8 protein-coding genes are annotated in these 9,080 nt (G+C 73.9%); 4 read left to right on the top strand and 4 right to left on the bottom strand.

What is annotated here, in order from left to right:
• Positions 1 to 94: 94 nt before the first annotated feature.
• The 3 genes from ACFC1R_RS24525 to ACFC1R_RS24515 are packed head-to-tail and all read right to left on the bottom strand — an operon-like array spanning position 95 to position 3,491.
• Positions 95 to 991: an SDR family oxidoreductase gene (locus tag ACFC1R_RS24525; protein ID WP_375941961.1), complete on the bottom strand. Its 897-nt coding sequence runs from the start codon at positions 989 to 991 to the stop codon at positions 95 to 97.
• Positions 988 to 1,908, bottom strand: a complete 921-nt coding sequence (locus ACFC1R_RS24520) for an alpha/beta fold hydrolase (protein ID WP_375942003.1) — start codon at positions 1,906 to 1,908, stop codon at positions 988 to 990. Before ACFC1R_RS24520 ends, ACFC1R_RS24525 begins: the two co-directional genes overlap by 4 nt.
• 38 nt (positions 1,909 to 1,946) lie before the next feature.
• Positions 1,947 to 3,491 (bottom strand): flavin-containing monooxygenase, encoded by a 1,545-nt coding sequence (locus ACFC1R_RS24515; RefSeq protein ID WP_375941959.1) that lies wholly within the window; start codon positions 3,489 to 3,491, stop codon positions 1,947 to 1,949.
• 288 nt (positions 3,492 to 3,779) lie between these two features.
• Here ACFC1R_RS24515 and ACFC1R_RS24510 point away from each other — a divergent pair, with 288 nt between their 5' ends.
• On the top strand, positions 3,780 to 4,562 hold the full coding sequence (locus tag ACFC1R_RS24510; protein WP_375941958.1) for a MerR family transcriptional regulator: 783 nt from the start codon (positions 3,780 to 3,782) through the stop codon (positions 4,560 to 4,562).
• A 558-nt stretch (positions 4,563 to 5,120) separates the two neighbouring features.
• Here ACFC1R_RS24510 and ACFC1R_RS24505 read toward each other — a convergent pair.
• A complete protein-coding gene (locus tag ACFC1R_RS24505) occupies positions 5,121 to 5,909 on the bottom strand; it encodes a (2Fe-2S)-binding protein (RefSeq protein ID WP_375941956.1) in 789 nt (262 codons plus the stop codon).
• Positions 5,910 to 6,125: 216 nt separating this feature from the next.
• Between ACFC1R_RS24505 and ACFC1R_RS24500 the strand changes: the two genes are divergently transcribed.
• Genes ACFC1R_RS24500 through ACFC1R_RS24490 form a run of 3 tightly spaced genes read left to right on the top strand, consistent with a single transcriptional unit; the run spans position 6,126 to position 9,063 of the window.
• Positions 6,126 to 7,091, top strand: a complete 966-nt coding sequence (locus ACFC1R_RS24500) for a FecCD family ABC transporter permease (RefSeq protein WP_375942001.1) — start codon at positions 6,126 to 6,128, stop codon at positions 7,089 to 7,091.
• Positions 7,088 to 8,167: a FecCD family ABC transporter permease gene (locus tag ACFC1R_RS24495; protein WP_375941954.1), complete on the top strand. Its 1,080-nt coding sequence runs from the start codon at positions 7,088 to 7,090 to the stop codon at positions 8,165 to 8,167. The genes ACFC1R_RS24500 and ACFC1R_RS24495 overlap by 4 nt, the downstream gene beginning before the upstream one ends.
• Positions 8,164 to 9,063, top strand: a complete 900-nt coding sequence (locus tag ACFC1R_RS24490; protein ID WP_375941952.1) for an ABC transporter ATP-binding protein — start codon at positions 8,164 to 8,166, stop codon at positions 9,061 to 9,063. The genes ACFC1R_RS24495 and ACFC1R_RS24490 overlap by 4 nt, the downstream gene beginning before the upstream one ends.
• Positions 9,064 to 9,080 lie beyond the last annotated feature (17 nt).

The following is a 9,080-nucleotide window of genomic DNA, read 5'->3' as shown; positions in this document are numbered from 1 at the left end:
GCCGGCGGGCGGTGGCGGTAGGGGGCCGGGGGGGGGCCCGGGGGCGACCCCGGGGCCGCCGCCGCGCGGGTGCGCAGGGCGCGGCGGGCGGCCGCTACCCGGCCGTGGTGCGGCGGTTCGCCGTGTCGGCGGCACCGCCCGCGCCGACGGCGCGCAGGCGGGAGGCCGCGGTGGCCCTCAACTGCGGTGCCAGCCGGGCGATGTCGCGGGCCCCGACGGTGGCGATCAGGCTCGGCAGGACCCAGCGGACCGGCTGGACTCCGCGCAGCCACGCCTGGGCGTACACGTGCGGGGAGCGGCGGCCGATCCCGGCGACCAGCCGCTCCACCGCCGGGGCCAGCGGGTACGTCTTGCTGGCCGGCCAGGGCAGGCGGGCGCGCAGCTGGGCCAGCACGGTGTCCTGGTCGGCGCCGCGCACCATGTCGGTGTCGGTCCAACTCAGGTATCCGACACCGACCTTGACGCCCTGGTGGGCGACCTCGGCGCGGAGCGAGTGGGCGAACGCCTCGACCCCCGCCTTGCTGGCACAGTAGGCGGCCATCAGCGGCGCCGGGGTGATCGCGGCCAGCGAGGCGATCTGCAGCAGGTAGCCGCCGCTCTCGATGAGCGCGGGCAGGAAGGCGCGGGCGGTGGCCACGCTGCCGAGCAGGTTGACCTCGATGACCCGGTCGAAGGCACGCGGGTCGCTGTCCAGGAGCGGGCCGCCGATGGCGATGCCGGCGTTGGCGACGACCGTGTCGATCCGGCCGTGGCGGTCCTGGATCTGCCGGGCGACGGCGCTCAGTGCGTCCAGGTCGGTGACGTCCGCCTCCCAGGAGGTGGCGGTGGGGCCGCACTGGGCGGCGACGGCCTTCAACTCCTCGGGCTCCAGGCCGACCAGGGCCACCTCGGCGCCGCGCTGGGCCAGCTTGCGGGCCAGCAGTGCGCCGACCCCCCGGGCGGCCCCGGTGACGACCACGACCTGTCCCGCGATCGGCGGAGTTGTACTCATGCGCTCACGCTCCTGGCGTCCTCGGTAGTGAAGTTGACGGCCCGTCGGATCTCGGCCGCGACCTCGGCCGGGCGCTCCACGGGCGACATGTGGCCGACGCCGGGGAGTTCCAGCAGCCCCCGCGGATCCGGCAGTGCGGCCACCATGCGGCGGGCGTGCACGGGCGGGGTGAGCCGGTCGTGCGTGCCGACCACCACGATGGCCGGCACGGCCAGCTCGGCCAGCTGCTCCCGGACGTCCAGCTCGCCCAGCACCCTGGCCCACTGGCGGCGCACTCCGGTCGGGCAGGCGTGCACCACCCGGGCGGTCGCCTCGACCCGTCCGCCCGGGGTGGCCGGGCCCATGGTGCTGTACTTGAGCATCGCCCTGCTGACGGCCGTCACCGGGCCGAGCGGCAGCCTGGACTGCAGGATCCGGCGGTGCAGGAAGCGCCGCAGGCCGGGCGGGCGGACGGTGGACGGGACGACGTCCAGCTCGGCGAGCAGATCGCTCGGTCCGGTACTGACCAGGACGGCCGCAGCGGTCCTGCTCGCCACCTCGCCCCGGTCGGCCGCGGCCATGATGGTCATCCCGCCCATGCTGTGTCCGGCCAGCACCGCCCGCTCCCCCGCCGGGACGATCCGGGTGAGCACCGCCTCCAGGTCGTCGGCGAGCCTGGCGGTGGAGTAGCCGACGGCGGTCGGCGGGACGTCGCTGCGGCCGTGGCCGCGCTGGTCGTACGCCACCACCCGGTGATCGACCGAGAGCTGGTGGATCACCGGGGCCCAGAAGAGGGTCGAGCAGGTCCAGCCGTGGGCGAGGACCACCAGAGGCGCGCCCTCGGGGCCGTGCGCCTCGGCGTGGATCCAGTGGCCGTCGGCGGAGCGGATGCGGTACTCCTCGGCGGCTGCCGGAAGCACGCAGTCGGCGGCCACCATCCGGCCGGACCGGCCTCGGATTCCTGCGGGTCCGGACTTCATGCGGCGACCTCCTGGGCCACGGGCGCGGTGCGCTTGAGGAGTTCGTACTCGGCGAGGTCCACCCGGCGGGTGGCGCGGCGGAAGGCGCTGGTGCTGCCCGGCCACGCGACGGTGTTGCGGCCCTCGGAGTCGAGGTACCAGCTGCGGCAGCCGCCGGTGAGCCAGACGGTGCGCTGCATCCGGTGCTGGACCTCCAGGTTCCAGTGCCGCTGCGCCCGCACGGTGGGCTGCATCGCGGTGGCGCCGACCGCCTCCAGGGTCTTCAACGCATCGACTATGTAGTTGAGTTGGGACTCGATCATGAGGATCATCGAGCTGTTGCCGAGGCCGGTGTTGGGGCCGATGACGAAGAAGAGGTTGGGGAAGCCGTGCACGGTGGATCCCCGCAGCGCCTCCATTCCCCCCTTCCACTCCTCGGCGAGGCTGTGCCCGCCGATCCCGAACACCCGCTCGGCGATGGGCAGATCGGTCACGTGGAAGCCGGTGCCGAAGACGATCGCGTCGACCTCGGCCTCGCTGCCGTCCGCGGCGACCAGGGTGGAGCCGCGCACCTCGGCGAGACCGGAGGTGATCACCTCGGCGTTGGGCGCGGCGAGCGCCGGGTAGTAGGTGTTGCTGAGCAGGATGCGCTTGCAGCCGATCCGGTAGTCCGGGGTCAGCCTGGCCCGCAACTGCGGGTCGGCGATGCCCCGTTCGAGGTTGCGGACGGCCATCTGCTGGACCACGCGCAGCGCGCCGGGACGGCGGGTGAAGGCACCGACCTGGAGTTCGCGCATCGCGAAGACCGAGGCCCGGCGCAGCATGCCGGTCGGCGGGACCTTGCTGTGCAGCCACTTCTCCAGGGCCGAGATCTCCCGGTCGGCGCGCGGCAGGACCCAGGCGGGGGTGCGCTGGAAGACCGTCAGCCTGCCGACCACGGGCTGGATCGCGGGGACGATCTGGGCCGCCGAGGCGCCGGTCCCAACCACCGCGACACGCTTGCCCCGGAGGTCGAAGTCGTGGTCCCAGCGCGAGGAGTGGAAGACCCGGCCGGGGAACTCGGCGAGTCCGGGCAGGTCGGGCATCTGCGGGTCGGCCAGCGGCCCGGAGGCGGAGACCACGGCGTCGGCGGTCCAGGTCCCGGCCCCCGTGGTGACCCGCCAACGGGTGTGCTCCTGCTCCCAGCGCAGTTCGGTCACCTCGGTGTTGAACCGCAGGTGGGGGCGGAGACCGAAGGTGTCGGCGACCCGCTCCAGGTAGGCGCGGATGTCCGGCTGGTGGGAGAAGCTGCGCGGCCACTCGGGGTTCGGCGCGAACGAAAAGGAGTACAGGTGCGAGGGCACGTCGCAGGCGCAGCCCGGGTAGCTGTTGTCGCGCCAGGTGCCGCCGAGCGAGCCGGCCCGCTCCAGGATGACGAAGTCGGTGATCCCGGCACGGCGCAGGCGCACTCCGGCGCCGAGACCGCCGAAGCCGGAGCCGATCACCGCGACCCTGACGTGCGGGGTGGCGAGCGGATCGTCGGGCGTGGACGGCTGCTTGGTGCGCTTGGGGCTGGATGCCATGCGGCGGGCCTCCTGGAGCTGTGGGGCGGCGGGAGTGCGGAACCATTGAACCGGGCCGTCGAACGATCCGTGACGCCGGGCCGGTGACCCGGACCGGTGCCCCGGGGCTTTGGACTGGCGGTCGGACCGACCTTTGGACCGTCCGTCGTGCTGTCCGTCGTGCTGTCGAAGCCGGGGTAAACCACGCCAGCAATCACTGGCACGATTGGCAGGGTAGCCCGTGCCGACAGTTCTTGGAAGGAGGCGGACCGCATCGGTTCCCGGCACCGCCGCCCTATGCTGAGCCGCGTGGCGGAGATCGAGAGCACAGGCAGCGGCACCCCGCGCGAGTACCGGGTCGAGGAACTCGCCGAGGCCGCCGGCATCACCACGCGCACCCTGCGCTTCTACCGCGAACGCAAACTGCTGCCGCCGCCGCGCAAGGAGGGCAGGATCGCCTGGTACGGCGAGGAGCACCTGGCCAGGCTGCGCATGATCGCCGAACTGCTGGAACGCGGACACACCCTCGGCGGCATCGCCGAACTGATCGGCGCCGGCGAGAGCGGCCGGGACGTCGCCGAGCTGATCGGGCTGCAGGCCGCCATCACCGAGCCCTGGTCGGACGAGAGCCCGGTCCACCTCAGCTGGGCGGACCTGGCCACCGCCTTCGGCGACCAGCTGACCGAGGCCAACACCGCGGAGTCCATCGCCCAGGGCTACATCACCGTCCGGGACGACGGCATCGTCCACATCAGCCGCCGCCTGATGGACGCCACCGTCGCCCTGGTCGACGAGGGCGTACCGCTCGCCGCCGTACTCGCCGCCAGCCGCAAGGCGCAGGACTACGCGGACGCCGTCGCCGAGGTCTTCACCGCACTCGTCAGGGACGAACTGCTCGGCGCCCTCAGCCACGCCGGGGACCTCGCACCCGGCGAGGCGGCCCGGCTGACCGGGCAGATCCGACGCATCCGCCCGCTCGCCCGCACCGTCGCGGACGCCCAGTTCACCCTGGCCATGGACCGGCGGGTGCACGCCGAGTACGACGCGCTGCTGCGCCGCGAGACGTGCCAGGAGAAGTGCCGGGAGGCCTGACCCGGTGCGGCGGGTCCCTGCCGATGGGCCGTCGTCGGCCGGTCCTCCAAGCCGCGGCAAACGGATCCGGGCGGCGTGCCGGGTGATCGCACGGTCCCGATCCGTCGGCGCGGCCCGGTGGTTTCGAGGTCCGCCCGCAACCGGATCACCTGGACGGGCCGGTGGACGGGCGGCGGGCTGCCCCGACCCGGCCCCACTGGGGGATCGGCATGGCCGTGGTCACGACGTTCCGGACGGCGGCACGCCTGACGGGCGGTCGGGTATTGCTGTGGTCGCTGCCGGGACGGCTGCCGAACGCGATGTGCCCGATCGGGACACTGCTGCCGGTCAGCGAGAACTCCGCAGCGTGTGGTGCGGTTCGGCGGTGTCCGGGGTGCTGGCGGTGGGCCAGGCGGTCGGCGGTCCGCTGGCAGGCCGGCCTGCTCGCCGCCCTGACCGCCACCGAACAGCGCTACCGAACGACCGTGCCAACGGAGGAAGTTGGACAGCAGGGCTGACGGCCGGGCACCTCCCCGGTGGGCCGGTCGCACACCCGCCCCCGGGAAGGTGCGGCCGTGCTCACAGCTCCAGCCGCCGGACGCGTTCCTCGTCACAGGTGCGCGGACAGGTGACGCAGGCCTCGGCCGGGCGGATCGCGTAGTAGAGGCAGCAGCCCAGGCGGGTCCTGGTCCGGTGGACGCGGCCCGAAGTGCCTTGCAGGAGACGGAAGTCCGCGGCGCCGGGGAAGGGCGGAGTGCCGCCCGGGAGGACCGCGCCGGCCACCCGGATCGCGCGCTCCTCCTCGCCGAGCATCCGGCCCAGGTACCAGATCCCGGAGAGCAGATCGTCGGCCGCCATCCCCCACAGCGCACGCTGTCCGCGCTTGACGTACGGCGCGAAGGCACCCAGCAGCGGCCCGACGAACGCGGCGACGGCGTCCCGCAGTTCGGCCTCGCCGCCGGGAACGCCGACGGCCGGGCGGACCGTCAGGTCACCGGTCCCGGCGTCGATCCAGCAGTCCTGCACCCCCAGCCGGGGCACCTCGCCGGCCAGGTACCAGGGACCGCTGAACAGCAGTGCGGCGGACCAGAGGAGGTGGTGCAGCAGCCGGGAGGCGGCGACGTGCGTGCGCGGAGCGCGTCCGTTCCCGGCCTCGATCCGGGCGGCCTCCGCGGCGACCAGCACCCGGACGTCGTCGTCCGACAGCCCGGCGACGCCCAGGAGCCCCTGACCAGGCATCGGCGAAGGCCGGCCGGGCGTCAGGATGTCGACCCGGAGCGTCCCGCAGATGTCGACGACCCGCCGCAGGCTCGCGGCCGCACGGTCGGGCCCGTCGCAGGACGGGCCGCCGGGCGGACCGCCGGACACGCGGTCACGTGTCGCCAGTCGGAGCATTCCCACTCCCGGTCTCCCGCCTATCGACTAAGGTGAGCCTCACCTTATACATTGGTGCCGATCTTAGAAAAGCATTGCCTGCGCTTGACTTCCTTAGGCTTGCCTAACCTAAGATCTCTCTCTGTGCTTACCACCGAACCGCCGGCGTCCACAGCCCCGGCACAACGTCACCGTGCCGCGCAGCGCAGTCTGCTGCTGCTCGCGGGTGTCGGCGTGCTGACGGTCTGTGCGGCGTTGAGCCTCGCCCTCGGGGCGCGGGCCATCCCGCTCTCGACCGTTGTCGACGCACTGTCGGGCCACGCCCACGGCAGTGACGCCGACGTGGTCACCGGTCTGCGGGTGCCGCGTACGGTGATCGGCCTGGTGGTCGGGGCCGCGCTCGGCGCGGCCGGAGCCGTCGCCCAGGGCGTGACCCGCAATCCGCTGGCGTCCCCGACCACGCTCGGCATCAACGCCGGGGCCGGCTTCGCCGTGGTCACCGCGATCTTCGTGCTGCACCTGACGCACCCGCTGCAGTACGTCTGGTTCGCCGTCCTCGGTGCGGCCGGTGCGGCCGTGCTGGCGTACTCGATGGCGCGCCGCTCGGGCGATCTCGACCCGATCCGGCTGGCGCTCGGCGGCACGGTGCTCACCGCGGTCCTGCTGTCCTGGACCTCCACCCTGATGCTCGCCAGCCGCCGCACCCTGGACGAGGCCCGCTTCTGGCTGGCCGGTTCGCTCGCCGGCCGCAGCCTCGAAGTCCTCTACCAGGTCCTGCCGTTGATCGGGGTCGGGCTGCTGCTGGCGCTGCTCGTCTCCCCCGCGCTCAACGCACTCGCCCTGGGCGACGACGCCGCGCAGTCGCTCGGCGTGCCGGTGGCGCGGATCAGGGTGATCGGCGGACTCGCCGTCGTCCTGCTGGCCGCGGGCTCCGTGGCCGTCGCCGGGCCCGTCGTCTTCATCGGCCTGGCCGCGCCGCACCTGGTCCGGCCGCTGCTCGGCAACGACCACCGCTGGCTGGTGCCCGGGAGCCTGGTCTGCGGTCCGATCCTGCTGCTGGCCGCCGATGTGCTGGGCCGCCTGGTGGCCCGCCCGTCCGAGATCGAGGTCGGCATCATCACGGCCTTCCTCGGTGCGCCGCTGCTGGCCGTGCTGGCCCGGAAGGTCGCCCGGTGAACGAGACGCTCCCCGAGGCCCCGTCGGCGCGGCCCCGTACCGCAGCCGTGAAACCGCCCGGCGGCGCCCTCGCCCGGCAGCGACGCCGGACCCTGTTGCTCTGCGCCGGCTTCGCCGTGGCCCTGGTGCTGCTCACCGGGCTCGCCCTGAGCACCGGTCAGGTCAAGATGCCGCTGACGGACGCACTGCGCGCACTGGTCGGCCTCTGCGACCCGGGTGACGTGCTGGTGGTGCAGGAGTTCCGTGCACCACGCGTGCTGTCCGCGCTGATCGCGGGCGCCGGGCTGGCCGTCTCCGGCTCGCTGCTGCAACGGCTCTTCCGCAACCCGCTGGCCTCGCCCGACGTGATCGGAGTGACCGGCGGCGCCTCCTTCGGTGCCGTCGCCATGCTGGCCGCCGGGGCGAGCCAGCTGCTGATCCCGCTCGCCGCGCTCGGCGGCGGCGTCCTCGCGGCGGCGCTGCTCGGCGCCTTCGCCTGGCGCTCCCGGATGGCGGTCACCCGGCTGGTGCTGGTCGGTCTCGCGGTGCAGTCCGGGCTGGCCGCGGCGGTCAACCTGATGATCGTCCGGTTCCCGGCCGAGCTCGCCAACTCGGCGCTCCAGTGGACCACCGGGTCGCTGTACGGGCGGACCTGGACGGAGGTCGGGTTCGGCGGTGCGGCCATCGCCGTCGCCGTCGTCGCCGCCTTCCTGGCGCACCGTCGGCTCTCGGTGCTCGACCTCGGCGACGACTCGGCGGGCGGGCTCGGACTCGACCCCGACCGGGCCAGGCTCGGCCTGCTGCTGCTCGCCATCGTGCTGGCGTCGCTGTCGGCGGGGCTGAGCGGGCCGGTCGCCTTCGTGGCGCTGGCCGTGCCGCACCTGGTGCGCTTCCTGGCCGGTCCGCCGACCCCCGGCACCCTGGCACTGACCGCCCTGGCGGGTGCGGTCCTGCTGTTGGGCGCCGACCACATCGTCCTGCACCTGCTGCCCGTCCAGGGCCTGCCCGTGGGCGCCGCCACCGCGACGCTCGGGGCGCCCTGGTTGCTGTTCCTGATGATCCGTCATGGGCGGCTGCCCCAGAGGAGTGAGTCATGACCACCACGACGAAGGCCACCGGCCCGACGGCCACCGGCACTGCCGGGGCTTCGGCACCCGGAACCGCGGAGCCCGGGACCGCGGGGGCCGCCGTCCCGAAGGCCGCCGCCAACCGGCTGGCCGCCCGCGGGCTCGACCTGCGTTACGGCGACCGGACGGTGGTCGGCAACCTCGACCTCGACCTGCCGGGCGGCGCGGTCACCGCGATCGTCGGCCCGAACGCCTGCGGCAAGTCGACCCTGCTGCGCGGCCTGGTCCGACTGCTGACGCCGTCCGCCGGCACGGTCACCCTGGACGGCTCCGACATCCACCGGATGTCCGCCCGGACGCTCGCCAGGCGGATGGGCCTGCTGCCGCAGCAGCCCGTCACCCCGGAGGCCATCACCGTGGAGTCGCTGGTGCGGCTCGGCCGGTACCCGCACCAGCGGATGCTCAGCCCGTGGTCGGCAGCCGACCAGGCCGCCGTCGAGGAGGCGCTGGCCCGGACCGGCACCGCCGAGCTGCGCGACCAGCCGGTGGACCGGCTCTCGGGCGGCCAGCGCCAGCGCGCCTGGATCGCGCTCGCGCTCGCCCAGGACACCGAACTGCTGCTGCTGGACGAGCCGACCACCTTCCTGGACCTGCGGCACCAGCTCGAAGTGCTCGACCTGGTCGCCGATCTGCACGCCGGGGCCGGCCGCACGGTGGTCATGGTGCTGCACGACCTGGGCCAGGCCGCCCGGTACGCGGACCACCTGGTCGTCCTCAAGGACGGCCGCCTCGCCGCCACCGGGGCGCCCGCCGACGTTCTGACCGCCGATCTGGTCGAGGAGGTCTTCCAGGTGCCCTGCCAGGTGATCCCCGATCCCGAGACCGGCACCCCCCTGGTCATCCCCCGCGCCAGACCACGTATCTGACGCTCCATCAGCAGAGC

It is taken from the genome of Kitasatospora sp. NPDC056138, assembly GCF_042264695.1.
In the GTDB taxonomy this organism is placed as follows: domain Bacteria; phylum Actinomycetota; class Actinomycetes; order Streptomycetales; family Streptomycetaceae; genus Kitasatospora.
Note: the sequence above shows the minus strand (reverse complement) of the source record. Positions and strands in the feature narration are given on the sequence as shown.